Origin of the sequence: Mycolicibacterium pulveris (genome assembly GCF_010725725.1) — a bacterium.
GTDB lineage: Bacteria > Actinomycetota > Actinomycetes > Mycobacteriales > Mycobacteriaceae > Mycobacterium > Mycobacterium pulveris.
The window spans coordinates 3184377-3200503 of sequence record NZ_AP022599.1; the positions used below are offsets into that span (position 1 = coordinate 3184377).

At 68.3% G+C, this 16127-nt stretch carries 14 protein-coding genes; 10 read left to right on the plus strand and 4 right to left on the minus strand.

Annotation, left to right across the window (positions count from 1 at the left end; genetic code table 11):
- Positions 1-65: 65 nt before the first annotated feature.
- Both G6N28_RS15490 and G6N28_RS15495 read left to right on the plus strand, forming a co-directional pair.
- On the plus strand, positions 66-2018 hold the full coding sequence (locus tag G6N28_RS15490) for an ABC transporter ATP-binding protein (RefSeq protein ID WP_163901688.1): 1953 nt from the start codon (positions 66-68) through the stop codon (positions 2016-2018).
- The gene (locus tag G6N28_RS15495) at positions 2015-3856 is read left to right on the plus strand and encodes an ABC transporter ATP-binding protein (protein WP_163901697.1); all 1842 of its coding nucleotides are present in this window, start codon (positions 2015-2017) and stop codon (positions 3854-3856) included. Before G6N28_RS15490 ends, G6N28_RS15495 begins: the two co-directional genes overlap by 4 nt.
- Positions 3857-3858: 2 nt before the next feature.
- Here G6N28_RS15495 and G6N28_RS15500 read toward each other — a convergent pair whose 3' ends face one another.
- On the minus strand, positions 3859-4971 hold the full coding sequence (locus tag G6N28_RS15500; protein ID WP_163901699.1) for an epoxide hydrolase family protein: 1113 nt from the start codon (positions 4969-4971) through the stop codon (positions 3859-3861).
- A gap of 65 nt (positions 4972-5036) precedes the next feature.
- On the opposite strand from G6N28_RS15500, the gene G6N28_RS15505 reads away from it, so the two are divergent.
- Positions 5037-5285, plus strand: coding sequence for a hypothetical protein (locus G6N28_RS15505; protein WP_163901701.1), 249 nt, complete (start codon positions 5037-5039; stop codon positions 5283-5285).
- Between the two features lie 6 nt (positions 5286-5291).
- On the opposite strand, the gene G6N28_RS15510 is transcribed toward G6N28_RS15505, so the two are convergent.
- Entirely contained in the window at positions 5292-5984 is a 693-nt protein-coding gene (locus tag G6N28_RS15510; protein WP_407664966.1) for a hypothetical protein, read from the minus strand.
- Positions 5985-6039: 55 nt separating this feature from the next.
- Positions 6040-7509 carry an acetyl-coenzyme A carboxylase carboxyl transferase subunits beta/alpha gene (locus tag G6N28_RS15515; RefSeq protein WP_163901705.1) on the minus strand — a complete coding sequence of 490 codons (1470 nt, stop codon included), beginning with the start codon at positions 7507-7509 and terminating at the stop codon, positions 6040-6042.
- A 123-nt stretch (positions 7510-7632) separates the two neighbouring features.
- On the opposite strand from G6N28_RS15515, the gene G6N28_RS15520 reads away from it, so the two are divergent.
- Genes G6N28_RS15520 through G6N28_RS15550 form a run of 7 tightly spaced genes read left to right on the plus strand, consistent with a single transcriptional unit; the run spans position 7633 to position 15452 of the window.
- A complete protein-coding gene (locus tag G6N28_RS15520; RefSeq protein WP_407664967.1) occupies positions 7633-8868 on the plus strand; it encodes an MFS transporter in 1236 nt (411 codons plus the stop codon).
- Complete coding sequence (locus tag G6N28_RS15525) at positions 8865-9860, plus strand: thiamine pyrophosphate-dependent dehydrogenase E1 component subunit alpha (protein ID WP_163901709.1); 996 nt, start codon at positions 8865-8867, stop codon at positions 9858-9860. The genes G6N28_RS15520 and G6N28_RS15525 overlap by 4 nt, the downstream gene beginning before the upstream one ends.
- The gene (locus G6N28_RS15530; protein WP_163901711.1) at positions 9857-10876 is read left to right on the plus strand and encodes an alpha-ketoacid dehydrogenase subunit beta; all 1020 of its coding nucleotides are present in this window, start codon (positions 9857-9859) and stop codon (positions 10874-10876) included. Before G6N28_RS15525 ends, G6N28_RS15530 begins: the two co-directional genes overlap by 4 nt.
- Positions 10873-11637 (plus strand): SDR family NAD(P)-dependent oxidoreductase, encoded by a 765-nt coding sequence (locus G6N28_RS15535; RefSeq protein ID WP_163901713.1) that lies wholly within the window; start codon positions 10873-10875, stop codon positions 11635-11637. Before G6N28_RS15530 ends, G6N28_RS15535 begins: the two co-directional genes overlap by 4 nt.
- A gap of 23 nt (positions 11638-11660) precedes the next feature.
- Positions 11661-12938: an ATP-grasp domain-containing protein gene (locus tag G6N28_RS15540; RefSeq protein ID WP_163901715.1), complete on the plus strand. Its 1278-nt coding sequence runs from the start codon at positions 11661-11663 to the stop codon at positions 12936-12938.
- Positions 12935-14188 carry an ATP-grasp domain-containing protein gene (locus G6N28_RS15545; protein ID WP_163901717.1) on the plus strand — a complete coding sequence of 418 codons (1254 nt, stop codon included), beginning with the start codon at positions 12935-12937 and terminating at the stop codon, positions 14186-14188. The genes G6N28_RS15540 and G6N28_RS15545 overlap by 4 nt, the downstream gene beginning before the upstream one ends.
- A gap of 58 nt (positions 14189-14246) precedes the next feature.
- A complete protein-coding gene (locus G6N28_RS15550; RefSeq protein WP_163901719.1) occupies positions 14247-15452 on the plus strand; it encodes a sensor histidine kinase in 1206 nt (401 codons plus the stop codon).
- Here the strand turns inward: G6N28_RS15550 and G6N28_RS15555 are convergent.
- Complete coding sequence (locus tag G6N28_RS15555; protein WP_163901721.1) at positions 15441-16079, minus strand: response regulator; 639 nt, start codon at positions 16077-16079, stop codon at positions 15441-15443. The two genes, G6N28_RS15550 and G6N28_RS15555, sit on opposite strands and share 12 nt — an antisense overlap.
- Between the last annotated feature and the right edge of the window lie 48 nt (positions 16080-16127).

Consider the following 16127-nt stretch of genomic DNA (forward strand, 5'->3'; position numbering starts at 1 on the left):
CCGCCCGTTTGTCCCTTTCGGCGAGGAAGGGTTAACCGGTTGCCGCCCATGGGAAGATCTACTAAGTGGTTGACGCCGTAACCCTGCGCTCTGCGCCCGCTATCGCCCCGCCGCCGCAGCGCCGACGCACCAGCTCGGACCTGTGGCGGCTGCTGCCGTACCTGCTGCCGTACCGGGCGCGCTGGATCGCGATGGTCACCGTCGCGATCGCCAGCCTTTCGGCGACGATCGCCGTTCCGCTGATGACCAAGGCCGTCATCGACGGGCCGGTCCGCGAGCAGGACCCGCAGGGGCTGTGGCTGCTCGGCAGCGCGGCCATGGGCATCGGCGTGTGCGAGGCCGTGCTGTGGTTCATCCGCCGCTGGCTGGCGGCCCGCGCCACGATGGGGGTGGAGGCCGACATCCGCAAGGACCTCTACGCCCGGCTGCAGATCCTGCCGATGAGCTTTCACGGCCGGTGGCAGTCCGGCCAGCTGCTCTCGCGAATCATGAACGACCTCGGCACAATTCGTCGGTTCATGTCGTTCGGTCTGCTGTTTCTGCTGCTGAACACGCTGCAGATCACCGTGGTGACCGCGATCCTGCTGGTGATGTACTGGCCGCTGGGCGTGGTCGTGATGCTGTCGATCGTCCCGATCGCCGGCACCGTGCTGCACTTCCAGCGCGAATACACCCGGCTGTCGCGGCTGGCGCAGGACCAGTCCGGCCACGTCGCAACCCATGTCGAGGAGTCCGCGCTCGGGGTGCGGGTGGTGAAGTCGTTCGGCCGCGAGGACTACGTCTACGACCGGTTCGACGAGCAGCTCACCAGCCTCTACGACACGCAGGTCAACCGGGTGGTGGTGTCGGCGAAGTTCTGGACCCTGCTGGAGGTCATCCCGAACCTGACGCTGATCGTGGTGCTCGGGTTCGGCGCCTACGCCGCCGGCCACGGCTACGTGACGATGGGCACGCTGGTCGCGTTCATCACGATGATGCTGTCGCTGGTGTGGCCGATCGCGTCGCTGGGCTTTCTGCTGTCGATGACGCAGGAGTCGTTCACCGCGGCCAATCGGATCGCCGAGATCTTCGACGCACCAATAGAAATCACCGACGGCCCGCACCGCGAGCCGCCCCGCGGAGCACGCTTGGAGCTCATCGACGTGGGCTTCCGGTTTCCCGATACGCCCGCTACCCCCGACGACTGGGCGCTGCGGCACGTCAACGCCGTCGTCGAACCCGGCGAGACGATGGCGCTGGTCGGCGCCACCGGGTCGGGCAAGTCGGTGCTCACCGCGCTGCTGTCGCGGCTCTACGACGTCACCGAGGGCGAGATCCGCATCGACGGCCGCGACATCCGCGACTTTTCGCTGTCGGCGCTGCGCCGCACCGTGGCCACCGCGTTCGAGGACCCGACGCTGTTCTCGATGTCGGTGGCGGAGAACCTGACGCTGGGCCGGTCCGTGGACAACCCGGCCACTGACGAGGAGATCGCCGAGGCCGTCGAGGTCGCCGCGGCGCAGTTCGTCTACGACCTGCCGTTCGGCCTGGACACCCGCATCGGCGAGCAGGGCATGAGCCTGTCGGGCGGGCAGCGGCAACGGCTGTCGCTGGCCCGGGCGATCCTCGCGAAGCCCAAGATCCTCGTGCTCGACGACACCCTTTCGGCGCTGGACGTGCACACCGAGGCCGTCGTCGAGGAGGCGCTGACCCGGGTGCTGCACGACGTGACCGCCATCGTCGTCGCGCACCGCGCGTCGACGGTACTGATCGCCGACAAGGTCGCGCTGCTGCAGAAGGTCGACGGCTACGGCACCATCACCCACATCGGCACGCACGCTCAGCTGCTCGCCACCGTCCCGGAGTACCGCTACCTGCTGGCCGCCGACGACGAGCTCGACGACGGCGCCGAACGCGTCGGCGCCTGGCAGGACGACGAGGACCGCAGCCGGCTCGGCCTGGCCTACGAGGAGCAGGAGGCGCTGGACCGCGACCGCGTCACGCAGCGGTTCGTCACCACGGAATCCGAGGGCCGATGACCGCCGTGGCGGGCCGGGCCGACCCCGGATGGCGCGGCACGTTCGACGAGGAGCAACCCGACGACCTGCCGATCGACGAGAGCGTGCCGCGGCGCCGCGAGGCCCGGCTGCTGCTCTGGTCGCTGTTGCGGCCCTACCGCGTGACCGTCGCGCTGCTCGCGGTGGTCGTCGTGGTGGAAAACGTTGCCCGCCTTCTGGTTCCGCTGCTGGTGCAGCGCGGCATCGACCACGGCATCCCGCCGATCGTCGAGGGCGGACCCGCGCACACGCTGCTGACGATCGTCGCGGCTCTCGGGGTGGTGGTACTGATCCAGGCCACCAGCCGGATGTTCTTTCTGCGCCGGTCGGGTCGCATCGGGCAGAGGGTGCTGCTGGAGTTGCGGCGCCGGGTGTTTCGGCACTTCCAGCGTCTCGATATCGCCTTTCACGAGCGCTACACGTCGGGGCGGGTGGTCAGCCGCTCCACCAACGACGTCGAGGCCATCCAGGACATGCTGGAAACCGGTTTCGACAGCCTCGTCACCGCCGTGCTCACCCTCTTCGGCACCGCGATCCTGCTCGTGACGCTGGACTGGCGCCTGGGCCTGATGTGCCTGGGCGCCTTCCCCGTCCTGGTCGCGTTGGTGTGGTGGTTCCGCGAGGAGTCGGCCAAGACCTACCGCAAGGTCCGCGAGAGCGCCGCGCTGGTGATCGTGCAGTTCGTCGAGACCATGACCGGCATCAAGGCCGTGCAGGCGTACCGTCGCGAACCGCGCAACCAGCAGATCTTCGAAGACATCGCCGATCGCTACAAGGACGACAACGAAAAGACCTTCCGTCTGCTGGCGATCTTCATGCCCGGCGTCAAACTGGTCGGCAACATCACCACCGGCGTCGTCCTGCTCTATGGCGGCTACCGGGTGCTGGGCGGCCAGATGACGATCGGTACCCTGACCGCGTTCCTGCTGTACCTGCGGATGTTCTTCGAGCCGATGCAGGAGATCAGCCAGTTCTTCAACACCTTCCAATCCGCCGCCTCCGCGCTGGAGAAGCTCGCCGGTGTGCTCGCGCAGCGGCCCGGCATCAAGGACCCCGAGCACCCCGTCCCGATCGATCACGTGCGCGGCGAGATCTCCTTGGTCGACGTGCGATTCGAGTACGTGCCGGGCCGCCCGGTGCTGCCCGGCCTGAGCCTCGACGTGCCCGCCGGGCAGACGGTCGCGCTGGTCGGCACCACGGGCGCGGGCAAGACGACGATCGCCAAGCTGATCGCCCGGTTCTATGACCCGACATCTGGCGCGGTGAAGCTGGACGGTATCGATCTGCGCGACGTCTCGCAGTCGCAGCTGCGCCGCCACGTCGTGATGGTCACCCAGGAGAACTTCATGTTCGACGGCACCATCGCCGACAACATCCGGTTCGGCAGGCCCGACGCCAGCGACGCGGAGGTGGCGGCCGCGGCCGCGGCGGTGGGCGTCGACGGGTTCATCGAATCGCTGCCCGACGGCTACGACACCGATGTCGCCACGCGCGGCGGCCGGCTCTCGGCGGGGCAGCGTCAGCTCGTCGCGTTCGCGCGGGCGTTCCTGGCCGACCCCGCGGTGCTGATCCTCGACGAGGCGACGTCGTCGCTGGACATTCCCAGCGAGCGGATGGTGCAGCGTGCCCTGGAGACGGTGCTCGCCGATCGCACGGCGCTGGTGATCGCGCACCGGTTGTCGACCGTGCAGATCGCCGACCGGGTGCTGGTGCTCCAACACGGCCGCATCGTCGAAGACGGCGCTCCCGCGGACCTCATCGCCCGCGACGACGGCCGCTACGCCGCGCTGCACCGGGCGTGGGTGCAGTCACTGGCCTGACCTCAATGCCGGAAGCCGTCGAAGAACGTCGCGACGTCGTCGACGAAGAGCTCGGGCTGTTCGAACGCGCCGAAATGGCCGCCGCGCGGCATCGTCGTCCAGTGCGTGACGTTGTAGTTGTTCTCACACCAGCTACGCGGGGAGCGCAGGATCTCCTTGGGGAACGCCGCGACACCGGTGGGCACCTGTACCGGCTCGCTGTCGCCGAAGCTGGCGAAGCTCTCCCAGTACAGCCGCGCGGACGAGGCGCCCGACGCGGTCGCCCAGTAGAGCATCACGTTGTCGAGCAGCTCGTCTCGGCTCAGCACGTTCTCCGGATGGCCGTCGCAGTCCATCCACGACCAGAACTTCTCGACGATCCACGCCAGTTGCCCCACGGGCGAGTCGACCAGCCCGTAGCCCAGCGTCTGCGGCCGGGTCATCTGTTGCTTGGAGTAGCCCGAATCCCACTTCTGGTAATAGTCCAGCCGCTCGAGCGCGGCCAGCTCGTCCTCGGTCGGGTTGGAGAGATCACCGGGCTGCCCGAGCGGCATGTTGAGGTGGATCGCGACGCACCCGTTGCCGCCGGCGGCGTCGCGGCCGAGCTGGGTGGTGACGGCCGCTCCCCAGTCGCCGCCCTGGGCGCCGTACCGCTCGTAGCCGAGCCGGCCCATCAGCGTGGCCCACGCCGCGGCGATCTTCTCGACGCCCCACCCGGTTCGTGACGGCTTTCCGGAGAAGCCGTAGCCGGGCAGCGACGGGCACACGACGTCGAACCCGCGCTCGGTGAGCGGCTCGATCACCTTGTGGAACTCGACGACCGAACCGGGCCAGCCGTGGGTGATCAGCAGCGGGAACGCGTCGTCGCGGCCCGACCGCTGGTGAATGAAATGGATTGTGAGCCCGTCGATCTCGGTGGTGAAGTGGTCGAAGCGGTTCAGCGCGGCTTCGCGGGCCCGCCAGTCATAGGTGTGCGCCCAGTAGTCGGCCAGCTCGCGGGTGTAGGCCAGCGGAATCCCTTGGCTCCAGTCGTCGACAGTTTCGGCCTCCGGCCACCGCGTGCGGGTCAACCGCTCGCGCAGGTCATCGAGGTCGGAGTCGGGCACGGCGATGCGAAACGGAGTGATTGCGGCCATGCCGCATGCTCCCACGAATACGGCTGTGTGGTGTCGCCGTTTCCCGGCCCGGGTATCCCTGTGCCATGACCATCTCGACCGACGATGTGCGCCGATTGCTGCACGCCGAGGACAAGAACGCCGTCTTGGTGTTGGTGGAGGGCCGCACCGAGGTGATCGGCGCGGGGCAGCTGGCATCGGAGAAATACCGCGGCGCGTTGGAGGTGATCTCGCGTGAGGACCTGCTGGGCCGGGTCAGCGCGGAGGCCTCCGAGCGCGAGCTGAGCGAGCAGGCCGCCATCCTGGACTCCGCGGTCTCCGAGCTGGGCGGCTGAACCCGCCTACGCCTCGATCTCGCCTGCGATCCGGCGCTCGATGCTGGCCCTGGTCACCGCCGGCAGCACGACCAGGCCGTCGAGTTCCTTCTGGGCCCGGGCATAGGCGCTCTTGCGTTCCTCCTGGGTGGCCCCGCGGTCGGTCGCCAGCCGCAGCAGGTGCTGGGCCCGGTCCAGCCGGTCCTGGTCCTCGGCGGAGAAGTCGCTGCGCCGCCGGCGTATCGCCTCGGCTTCGGCCACGTCGAACGCTGCCACGTAGTCATGCACCGCGTCCCGGTACTCGAGCTGGGCGGCGCGGTCACCGAGGATGTCGTCGACGGTGTCGGGTCGCAGCAGGTCGGCGCGGCTGCGGGCCTTGTGGAAGGCGATGGTCAACGGATCACGCAGATCGGTCATCAGCGGGAAGTCCAACAGCTTGGCGATGTCGATCTCGTAGTCCAGCCAGCGGGCGTCGGTGCGGTCGTGGCGCTGCAGCACCTTCGTCATCTCGCGACGGTTGATTCCTTCGTTCTCCCGTGTCCTTCCGGCCGCCTCGGCCAGCGCGATCTTGGCCTGCTGTTTGATGCGGTAGCGCTCGAGCCGGCGCTCCGCACGGCGCTCGTTGGCTGCGGCGATCGCCCGCACGCTGCCCCCGATCGCCCCGCCGAGCGGAAAGATCAGCCACCAGAAGTTCCCCGCGAAATGAAGCAGAGATTCCACAAACGCCAGCATGCCACTTGTCGCCGACTGCCAGCATCGGCCAAATCGCGACGCCTTACAGCCCGATGTTCCGGTACCGCCGCAACCGGGTGTTCAGCCTTTCGGCGTCGGGGATCGATCGCAGCGTGTGAAGTTCGTTGGCGATGGTGGCCGACAGCCGTTGGGTGAACTCCACCGGCTCGTCGGCGGCATCCATGCGTTCGGGCACGATCGCGTCGACGATCCCGTGGCGCAGCAAGTCTGCCGAGCGAATCCCTTGTGCCGCAGCCAGCTCCGGTGCATGGGCGATGTCGCGGAACACGATCGCGCTGGCTCCCTCCGGCGGCAGCGGCGCCAACCAGCCGTGCAACGCGGCCAGCACCCGGTCGGCGGGCACCATCGCCAACGCCGGCCCGCCGCTGCCCTGGCCCAGCAACACCGACACCGTCGGGGTGTCCAGCGTGACGAGTTCGGCCAGACACCGTGCGATTTCGCCGGCCAGCCCGCCCTGTTCGGCTTCGACGGTGAGCGCGGGCCCCGCGGTGTCGATGACCAGCACCAGGGGAAGCTTCAGGCCGGCGGCCAACGCCATGCCCCGGCGGGCCTCCCGCAATGCCGCGGGTCCGACCATGCCGCCGACCACCCGCTGCTGGCCGAGGACGACGGCGGGCTGGCCGGCGAAGCGGGCCAGCGCCAGCAGCGTCGTGGCCGCCTCGCCGTGACCGGTCCCCGACAGCAGCACCTGGTCGGTGGTCCCGTGCCGCAACAGATATCCGACGCCGGGCCGGTCGGGCCGCCGCGAGGCCTGCACCGACTCCCACGCCGGCACGTCGGGCAGCCGTTCAGGCTCGGGTGCGGGCGGTGGCGGTTCCGCCGGATCGGCGACCACCCGCAGCGTGCGGTCGAGCGTCGCGCGCAGCGCGTCCAGCGGGACCACGGCGTCGACGACCCCGTGCCGTTCGAGGTTCTCGGCGGTCTGGATGCCCGGCGGGAACGGTTCGCCATAGAGATGTTCGTAGACCCGCGGGCCGAGGAAGCCGATCAGCGCTTCGGGCTCTGCGGCGGTGACGTGGCCCAGCGACCCCCACGACGCGAACACGCCGCCGGTCGTCGGGTTGCGTAGGTATACCAGGTACGGCAGGTGCGCTTTCTTGTGCAGCTCGACGGCGGCCGCGATCTTGACCATCTGCAGAAACGCGACCGTTCCTTCCTGCATGCGGGTGCCCCCCGAACTCGGCGATGCCACCAACGGCAGCCGCTCGGCCGTGGCCCGTTGCACCGCCGTGGTGATGCGCTCAGCGGCCGCCACTCCGATCGAGCCGGCGAGAAAGTCGAACTCGCACATCACCAACGCGACACGGCGGCCGAAGATCGTGCCCTCGCCGGTGACCACCGACTCGTCGAGGCCGGTCTTCGCCGCGGCGGCGGCCAGTTCGCGACGGTAGGAGTCGGTGGTCGCGATCTGCAGAGGCTGGGTGTCCCAGCTGTGAAACGAGCCGTCGTCGAGGACGGCATCGCGCAGGGCAAGGGCGCCGATACGGCTCACCCGATGAGGCTAACGCGGGCCGCTCGCGCCCAGCGGGTCCTCCGATTGTAGGAGGGCGCCTCATCACCTACTGGGCGTGATCACAGGATGTTCGCGCAGGTGAGCGCTTTTTACGGTCATTGCGTGACCACAACACTCGCCACCACGAACCAGGGCCCGGCGCCGGAGATCACGGCGGACGAAGGCTACCCGCCGGCGATCTGGGTGCTCCTGGGAGGCAATTTCCTGGTGCGCGCCCTGGGGTTCGCGTACCCGTTCATGGCGTACCACGTCGCTCATCGCGGGCATGGGGCCACCGCGGTCGGCGCGGTCCTGGCGGCCTTCGGCGTGGGCTGGGTGGTCGGGCAGCTCGTGTGCGGCTCGCTGGTCGACCGCATCGGCGGACGCACCACCCTGATCGCCTCGATGCTGGTCACGGCGGTGCTGCTGACGTTGCTTGCGGGGGCCCACAGCGTGTTCGCGCTGCTGGTCGGGGCCGTACTGGCCGGCGTGGTGTACGACGCCCCACGTCCGGTCGTCTCCGCCGCGATCACGGAGCTGATTTCCGATCCCGAGAAGCGCGCGAAGGTCGACGCCTTGCGGTACGGATGCGTGATGAACGCCGGGGCCGCCATCACCGGCGGGCTGGGCGGGCTCCTTGCCGACCGGATCGGCACCCCGACGCTCTATCTGGTCAACGCGGCCGCGTGCGCGGCTTTCGCTCTGGTGGCGCTGGCCTACATTGCGCCCGATGTGCGCCGCCCCGCGCCGCCGACGAAGTCCACGTACCGTGACGCGTTCTCCGACTCGCGACTGCTCCTGCTGCTGGCGTCGAGTGTGGGGACGCTGACCGCGCTCTGGGGCCTGTACGCCGCGATGCCGATGCTGATGACCGCCGCCGGGCTCGACGTCGGTTCCTACGGTCTCGCCCAGCTGGCCAACGCGCTGGCCGTCGTCGTGCTCACCCCGCTCATCACGCCGTGGCTGAGTGCGCGCGTGGCCTCGCGTCCGCGACTGGACATCTTGGCGGTCGCGACGCTGTGGGTGACCGTGTGCATGGCGATGGCGAGCTTCGCCCACACGTCCACCGAGTTCAGTGTGGCCGCGGCGGCCTGTGCCCCCGGGGAAATCGCCTGGTTCGTCGTCGGCGCCGGCATCGTGCACCGCATCGCCCCGCCGGCGCTGCGCGGGTGCTACCACGGCCTGTGGGGAATGGCGTTGGCCGTCGCAGCGGTCACCGCACCGATCCTGGCGTCGTACAGCCTGAGCCGCGGTGGACCGTCCCTCATGGCGATCGCCGTCCTGGTCGTCGGTGTGACCGGCGCGGCACTGTGCGCGCCGCTCGCTCAAGCACTGGAATTAAGGAGTCATGCGAAATGATCGGCACCACAACACGATTCATCGATGAGAAAACCGACCTGCTCGAACTCTATCGCCGCATGTGCGTCCTGCGCGAGCTCGACATCGTGCTGGAGGAACTGCGCGCCGAGGGCCTGGTCAAGGGGCCGATGCATGTGGGATTCGGCCAGGAGGCCGCGGGTATCGGCGCCACCGCCGCGCTACGTGACGGCGATATCACCACAGCGACGCATCGGCCCCACGCCCAGTATGTCGGCCTCGGCCTTCCGCTCGGTCCGACGGTCGCCGAGATGATGGGCCGCGCCGACGGCCAGTGCGGCGGCCGCGGGGGACACATGCTCATCGCCGATCCGGACTACGGGCTGCTCGCTCCCTCGGGCATCATCGGCCATTCGCTGCTGTTGGCCGTCGGTCATGGATACGCGCAGCGGCTGGCCGGCGACGGCCGCGTCACGCTCTGCGTCACCGGGGATGGGGCCGTGAACTCCGGCGCTTTCAACGAGGCGGTGAACATGGCCGCGCTCTGGCGGCTGCCCGTCGTGATCTTCGTCGAGAACAACCAATACGCGTTGAGCGTGCGCCTCGACCGGCACGTGCGGGAGACCGAGTTGTACCGCCGCGGTTGGGGATACGGCATACCCGGGGTTCGGGTCGACGGCAACGACGTCGAAGCCGTGCACCGTTGCGTGGCCAGGGCCGTGGCACGAGCCCGCGCCGGTCAAGGACCCACGCTGGTCGAAGCCGTCACCTACCGCGCCGCGGTGTTCTCCGGGGCCGACCGTGGCGGGTACCGGGACCCCGCCGAGGGGGCCGGGTTCACCGATCCGCTGCGCCTGGCACGCGGCCGGCTGATCGATGAAGGCACCAGCCCTGATCGCGTCGACGCCACCGAACGCGCGGCTCGCCGAGAGGTCGACGACGCCGTCGCGTTCGCCAAGGCCAGCCCGTGGCCAGACCCCGCAGAACTCAGCGACATCGCAACGAAATGGGACGGAAGGGAGCCCCGGTCATGAACCGCATGACATACGCGCAAGCGCTGAACGATGCGCTGCGCCTGGAGATGCGACGCGACGAGCGTGTCATCGTGCTCGGCCAGGACGTGGCGGTGTACGGCGGAATCTTCGGCGCCACCCAGGGTCTGCTCGACGAGTTCGGCCCCACCCGCGTGGTGGACACCCCGATTTCCGAGAACGGCATCGTCGGCGCCGCGATCGGCATGGCGATGTCGGGCCTGCGACCGGTCGTCGAGATCATGTACAGCGATTTTCTCTGCCTGGCCATGGACAGCCTCGCCAACGGAGCGTCGGTTTTCCCCTTCGTCACCCAGGGTCGTGTCACCGTGCCGCTCGTGGTGCGCACGCAGGGCGGTCCCGGCGGGAACGCGGGACCTCAGCACTCGAAGTCCCTCGAGCAGTGGACGGCGCACCTGCCGGGAATTCACACCGTCCTGCCCAGCAGCCCCGCCGACGCCAAGGGCCTGCTCACCTCGGCGCTGCGGTCGCCGGACCCGGTCATTCTGTTCGAACACAAGAAGCTGTACGGCACTGAGGGTTTGGTCCCCGAGGGGGAGCACGTCACGCCCCTGGGAACGGCGGCCGTCGTGCAGGAGGGGACCGACGTCACCATCGTCGCGGTCTCCGGCATGGTGCGGCACGCACTGGACGCGGCGGCCGAGCTGTCGACGCGCGGCGTGAGCGCCGAGGTGGTGGACGTCCGCTCGCTGCGGCCTCTCGACACCGCCACGCTCGTCGCCTCGGCGCGCAAGACCGGCCATGTCGTGGTGGCCGCCGAGACCTGGCTGCGGTACGGGCCTACCGCGGAGATCGCCGCCGTCATCATGGCGGAGGCGTTCGAGGAACTGCGCGCGCCCGTCGCCCGTGTCGGTGCGGCGGCGGTGCCGTATCCGGCGAGTCCCGCCCTCGAGCCCGCGGTGCTCGGCGGTGCCGACGACATCGTGCGCGCCGCCCACACCCTCTTGACGACTCGCATGATGCGCACCCACCGAGCCGAATTGAGGCGCAGCGCATGACCGGTCGCTTCGCAGACAAAGTCGTCCTGGTCACCGGTGCAGGCACCGGGATAGGACGGGCAACCGCATGCCGCTTCGCGCAAGAGGGCGCGACGGTGGTCGTCGCCGGCCGACGGCTCGAACCTCTGCGGGAAACGGTGTCGCTCATCGAGTCTGACGGCGGAAAGGCCCAGGCTTTTCAGGTCGACGTGACCCGCGAAGACGATGTCGCTCGCCTCATCGACACAATCGTCATCCGCAACGGCGGGTTGGATGCCGCCTGCAACAACGCCGGAGTACCGGGGTCGGGGAAGGCGTCCGACCGCTACGACCTGGACCACTGGCGGCGGATCGTGGACACCAACCTGCAAGGCGTTTGGCTGTCGATGAAGCACGAAATCGCCCATATGCGCGCCAATGCCGGGGGTGCCATCGTCAACGTGGCCTCGATTGCCGGCATCGTCGGCTATTACCACTCGGCCCCCTACACCGCCAGCAAGCACGGCGTGGTGGGGCTCAGCCGGGCAGCCGCCATCGATCACGCCACGGAGGGGATCCGCGTGAATGCCGTCTGCCCGGGGCCGATCTCGACCCCGATGCTGATCGAAGCCAAGGCCGCACGGGGACCGGCGGCCGACGACTTCTACCTATCCCACATTCCGATGGGACGACTCGGCCGACCGGAAGAGGTCGCCCATGCAGTGGTGTGGCTCGCTTCAACCGAAGCGGCCTACGTGACAGGCCAGGCATTGGCCGTAGACGGAGGATGGACAGCCCAATGATGACACCGAACACAACAATCCCGATGAACCACAACCGCTCTCGACACATCGTGCTGGTCGACACCTATGGGGCGGCGTCGCGCCTTGCGCCGGCCTTCCAGGCCGTGGGGTACACCCCCATCCGGGTGCAGAGCACTGCCGAGGTCCCCACGGTTTACCGCGGCCGTCCCGACCGGTTCCCGTTCGTCGCCGACATCGTCCACCGCGGCGACCTCGCCGACACGGTGAACGCGCTGCTGCCGTTCGAACCCGTCGCCGTCATTCCCGGCTGCGAACCGGGCGTGGAATTGGCCGATGCGCTGAGCGAGGCGCTGAACCCGCTGACCGGCGCGCCGACCAACGGCACGGCGCTGAGCTCGGCGCGGCGCAACAAGTTCGAGATGATCGAGCGGATCAAATCGCAAGGGCTGCAAGGAGCTCGCCAGATCCTCGTCGAGAGCGAGGAACAGCTACGCAAATGGCACACCCAGCTCGGCGGCATGGCGATTCTCAAGCCGCTGCGCAGCTCGTCCAATGACGGCGTCACCTGGTGCGCCACCCCGGACGACTCCGTACGGGCGTTCCGCAGGCTCAACGGGCGGGAGAACATCAACTCGGAGGCCGCCGACGGTGTCGTCGCACAGGAATACCTCGTCGGTGCTGAATACCTGGTCAACACGATGAGCCACGACGGCCGGCACCACGTCACCGACATCTGGCGGACCCATCGCATCAGTGCGAACGGCGCGTGCGACCTCATGGTGGCCTGCCAGATCATGCCCGCCACCGGCGAAGTGCAGGACAAGCTCATCCCGTACGCGTTCGACGTGCTCGATGCGCTCGGCATCCGCCATGGCGCAGGACACGTCGAGATCAAGACCACGCCCGCCGGCCCCTCCCTCGTCGAAGTGGGGGCGCGGATGGCCGGGCAGGACATCCCCGGGTTCGCGGCTCTCGCGATCGGCGAGTCGCAGGTCGACTGGATGGTGGACGCCTATGTACGCCCACAACGGTTCAGGCAACGCTGCGGGCGCCCGTATCACCTGCAGCGAAGCTTCGCCTGGGCCAAGATGGTCGCCCCGCGCAGTGGAACGTTGGTTTCCTATCGCGGTCTGCAAGCCATCAAGGAGCTGGAGAGCTTCCGCGACATCGCGTTTCAGGTTCACCCCGGACAACAACTGCAACGAACCGTCGACGACAGCACCTACCCCGTCACGGTGACGCTGATGCACGAGGTGGACGACATCCTGCTTCGTGACCTCTGGACGCTGCGCTACATCGACGGTGAGCACTTCTACGAACTGAAAGGAAACGCATCATGATCGTCGTCCTGTCCCTGTACCGTCCGCGGTTGGAGAATTTTCTCGACGCCCAAGGCGAAAAGATCCTCGCCCTGATTCCGGATTCCATGCGCACCGCGCGCGAAGCCGGCGACCCGGGCTATCCCATCAGGACTATCGACCAATGGGATAACTACAACGAGCTCACCCGCCTCGCAGGAGAATTCGAAAGCCTCGGGGTGACGGCCGTCGCCACCATCGACGAGCCGTGTATCCGCGCCGCCGCCTTTCTGAGAGACCTGTTGGGGCTGCCCGGTCAGGACCACCAAAGCGCGGTCGCATGCACCGACAAGTCGGTGATGAAGCGGCGCCTGGCCGCCGCCGGCATCCCGGTTGCCGAGCACCGCATCGTGCACAGCGTCGCCGAGATCCGTGAATTCCTCGACGAGATCGGCGACGCCATCGTCGTCAAACCTCGGAGTGGTTTCGGCACGATCAACACCCACCGGGTCGGTCCGCACGATTTCGACGACCTCGCCGCGGCGGGCGCGTTCGCACCGCCGCGCGACCTGCCGGCGTACTTCTGGTCCACGTCCATGACCTCAGACCTCGGCTCGGTCAGCTACCTGGTCGAGCGTTACGTCGACGTGGTCGCCGAGTACCACTGCGAGCTGATGCTGCACGAGGGCGAGGAAGTGCACTGCCTGGCGGCCCGCTACGCCAACCCGGTCCTGGCGGACCACGCGGTCGGATCGGTGTGGCTGCATCACCGCTCCGACGAGGCCGCCGAGGTGCGCAAGCTCACCCGCGCGGCGGCTACGGCGTTGGGCGTGACACACGGTTTCGGGCACTGCGAAGTCTTGCGCGACCGAAGCGGCCGGTGGTTTGTCGGTGAGTTCGGCTCTCGCCCCGGCGGATCGATGATTCCCCGCTCCCTGAAGCTGAGTTACGGGATCGACAACCTGGCGCTGCTGGCCGATCAGCTCTCCGGGCGCAGGCCCCGCAACCAGACACCGCCAAGGCGTGTTCCCGGCGCGATTGCGTGGCTCGCCATACCCGTCGAATCCGGCGTGATCACCGACATGCCCGATGAGGCACAGCTGCTCAGCCTGCCGGGAGTCATCGATGCCGAAATCGTCATGCGGCCGGGGGATTCCACCAAGGGCCTGACATCCGGCGCGATGTTTCACGCCGCCTACATCTTCTGTGTCGGCGAAAACGCGCAGGAGGCCGAAGACCTCGCCAAACATGCTCAGCGGGCGTGCCGTATCGCGGTCGACCCCGCGGCGTGACGGTCGGCGATACCGTAGAACCCCGGTAAAGGCGGTCGAGTTTTGCGAGGGTGACGCGATGACGGCTATCAGCGCTGACGTCGATGGCAGTGACGTGCGCGAAATCCGGGAGAACCATCAACTGCTATCGGTGCGGGCCGCCGCGTTGCTTCGGCTGGCGGTGGTCGGGCTCATGGCCGGCGCCATGGTGCTCGGCACCCACGCGCACGAATGGTGGGCGCAATCGGTCCTGCTCGTCACCTACGGTGCCGGCGCCATCTGGGTGGCGGTGTTGGCGTTCCGGAAGGGAACGTCGGCAGCCCATCCCACCACCCAGACGGTCGTCGCGGTCGTCGACGTCGCCGCGATCTGCATCTTCGAGCTGCTGTCGGACGGTGGATACACCCCGCTGGCGGTGATGGTCTTGCTGGCGCTGCTGGTGGTGCTGGAGGTGTCGGCACGCCGGGCCGCGGTCATCCTCGCTGTCAGCGCGGTGGCTTTCGCCGCCGTCGTGGTCTTCGACCCGGTGATGTTGCCGGATCTCGGTTGGGCCAAGACCCTTTTCGTCTGCGCGCTGTTCGCGTTTCTGTGCTGCACCGTTCTTGCCGTCGTCGCCACCCAGCAGCGCCACCTAGGTGAAATCGAGCGGCTCAGCGCGTCACGTCGGGCGCTGCTCGCCGACACCATGACGGCCTATGACAGTGAGCGGCGGCAGCTCTCGGAGACCCTGCACGACGGACCGCTGCAACTGGTGATGGCCGCGCGGTTCGACATCAGCGAAGCGGCGAAAGCATCCACCGACGACCGTTTGCACCGCGCGTTGAGCAGCCTGCGTGAGGTCATCGGCCACATGCGCGAGGCGACGTTTCTGCTCCATCCGGCGGTGCTCGACCGGGCCGGTCTCGCCGAAGCCACCCAGAAACTGGCGTCGATCACCGAAAACCGCTCCGGCATTGACATCTCGGCAGTGGTTGACTACCCGGTCCGCTCCTCGATCGACCCCCTGGTCTTTGCCGTGATGCGCGAGCTGGTCTCCAACGTGGAGCGACATTCTGGTGCGGCCAAGGCCCGCATCGAGCTCCGCGCGGTCGACCGCATGTGTCGCCTCGATGTGGTGGACGACGGCGGGGGAGTCTCGCCGGAGACGTTGAGCCGCCGGCTGGCCGAAGGGCACATCGGCATCGCATCGCACCGGACGCGCGTCGAAGCCGCAGGCGGCAGAATGACATTCATACCGACAGCGGTGGGCACCCACGTGCGGGTCGAAGTGCCGTTACTCCAGTAGTCGGCGCCGCATCGCCTCCGCGACGGCGGCGGCGCGGTCCGACACTCCCAGCTTCTCGTATAGGTGCTGCACGTGGGTACGGACCGTGGTCGGTGCGAGGTGCAGTTTGGTGGCGATCTGAGGTACCGACAGCCCGTCCGCCATCATCCGGACGGTTTCGAGTTCCCGGGGCGACAGCAGGGCGGCATCCCCCTTGGCCCGCTGCTTGATTTCGTTCGCGAGCCCGCTGGCCAACTGCGTCGGAACGTATCCGTCGCCCTTGGCGCAGCTGACGATCGCCGCAACGATCTCGCTGCTGTCCGACTCCTTGGTGAGATAGCCGCTGGCGCCGGCGGACAGGGCCTTGTACACCAGCGGGGCGTCATCGAATGCGCTGAGCAGGACGACTTGGGTCGGCAGATCGTCGCGTGCCACCGCGTTCGCGACGTCGAGGCCGTCGAGCTCCGGCATCTGGAAGTCGAGCAGCGCGACCGCCGGCCGGTGCTCCCGGATGGCGGCAAGCGCGCCACGGCCGTCGCTGACCTCGGCAACGACCTGTATCCGGCCGCTCTCTTTCAACGCCCGCACAACGCCGGTCCGATACACCGGGTGGTCATCGGCGACGACGACGGTGATGTCCCCGATCATGGCGCAATTTTGGCACCGGTACGGCGACTTTTTTGCGTTTGCACTGAT

Excerpts from the sequence above, each read along its gene's own strand:
- G6N28_RS15545 (WP_163901717.1), top strand. The coding sequence starts at position 12,935 with ATGATCGTCGTCCTGTCCCTGTACCGTCCGCGGTTGGAGAATTTTCTC.
- G6N28_RS15530 (WP_163901711.1), top strand. The coding sequence starts at position 9,857 with ATGAACCGCATGACATACGCGCAAGCGCTGAACGATGCGCTGCGCCTG.
- G6N28_RS15535 (WP_163901713.1), top strand. The coding sequence starts at position 10,873 with ATGACCGGTCGCTTCGCAGACAAAGTCGTCCTGGTCACCGGTGCAGGC.
- G6N28_RS15505 (WP_163901701.1), top strand. The coding sequence starts at position 5,037 with ATGACCATCTCGACCGACGATGTGCGCCGATTGCTGCACGCCGAGGAC.
- G6N28_RS15555 (WP_163901721.1), bottom strand. The coding sequence starts at position 16,079 with ATGATCGGGGACATCACCGTCGTCGTCGCCGATGACCACCCGGTGTAT.
- G6N28_RS15550 (WP_163901719.1), top strand. The coding sequence starts at position 14,247 with ATGACGGCTATCAGCGCTGACGTCGATGGCAGTGACGTGCGCGAAATC.
- G6N28_RS15495 (WP_163901697.1), top strand. The coding sequence starts at position 2,015 with ATGACCGCCGTGGCGGGCCGGGCCGACCCCGGATGGCGCGGCACGTTC.
- G6N28_RS15540 (WP_163901715.1), top strand. The coding sequence starts at position 11,661 with ATGAACCACAACCGCTCTCGACACATCGTGCTGGTCGACACCTATGGG.
- G6N28_RS15500 (WP_163901699.1), bottom strand. The coding sequence starts at position 4,971 with ATGGCCGCAATCACTCCGTTTCGCATCGCCGTGCCCGACTCCGACCTC.
- G6N28_RS15525 (WP_163901709.1), top strand. The coding sequence starts at position 8,865 with ATGATCGGCACCACAACACGATTCATCGATGAGAAAACCGACCTGCTC.